Source organism: Vibrio sp. 1727 (assembly GCF_033344415.1).
Classification (GTDB): Bacteria; Pseudomonadota; Gammaproteobacteria; order Enterobacterales; family Vibrionaceae; genus Vibrio; species Vibrio alginolyticus.
The window spans coordinates 1-603 of the sequence record NZ_JAWPOT010000433.1 but is presented as its reverse complement, the minus strand read 5'-3'; the positions used below and the strand labels follow the sequence as shown (position 1 = coordinate 603).

Annotated in this window: 2 protein-coding genes and 1 pseudogene; 1 reads left to right on the top strand and 2 read right to left on the bottom strand. The window is 42.6% G+C overall.

The genetic code is table 11. From position 1 onward, the window contains the following. A partial coding sequence (locus tag R8O10_RS26190; RefSeq protein ID WP_318192092.1) for a TRAP transporter large permease subunit occupies window positions 1-214 on the top strand: 214 nt, incomplete at its 5' end. Window positions 215-261: 47 nt separating this feature from the next. On the opposite strand, the gene R8O10_RS26185 is transcribed toward R8O10_RS26190, so the two are convergent. Both R8O10_RS26185 and R8O10_RS26180 read right to left on the bottom strand, forming a co-directional pair. Next, window positions 262-444: a hypothetical protein gene (locus tag R8O10_RS26185; RefSeq protein ID WP_021451574.1), complete on the bottom strand. Its 183-nt coding sequence runs from the start codon at window positions 442-444 to the stop codon at window positions 262-264. Window positions 445-520: 76 nt separating this feature from the next. After that, a pseudogene (locus R8O10_RS26180) lies at window positions 521-603 on the bottom strand (sigma-54-dependent Fis family transcriptional regulator); the annotation flags it as partial.

Below are 603 nucleotides of genomic sequence, written 5' to 3'. Positions count from 1 at the left end.
GGTGAACATGGAAATCGGCATGATAACGCCACCAGTTGGGTTGAATCTGTTTGTAACGGCTGGGGTGGCAAGAATGTCGATGATGAATGTTGTAAAAGCGGCATTGCCATGGGTGGGCGTCATGTTCTTGTTCTTGATAATTGTGACTTATGTACCTTGGGTATCAACTTGGTTACCTACGACCTTGATGGGGCCAGAAATAATCACTAAATAACACATTTTCCGAATTACATTCACGCAACCAAAAAGAGGTGTGAGCCATCACACCTCTTCGTCTATGGATTTAAAATCTTGTTTTCTCGGATCGGGATGGACTCTGCGCTCATAGCCGTGCCACTTCTTTTTGTTTTTACGTCGGTCTTCACCGGAGCGCCTTTCTTCTTGATACTGGCCGTCTACCATCACTGTATCGGTAATGATCGGTATCCTCACTTTTTCATTCATATCCATATGAGCCCAATAATTGCCTTAGCAAAATTATGATTCAAGTTGGATATAATACCAATCGCGCGAACCTGTTTTATTTATAGAGCTCTTTATCTATCTGATAGCGTTGCATTTTGTCATACAGCGTTTTTCGAGGCACATTCAACTGTTCCATCG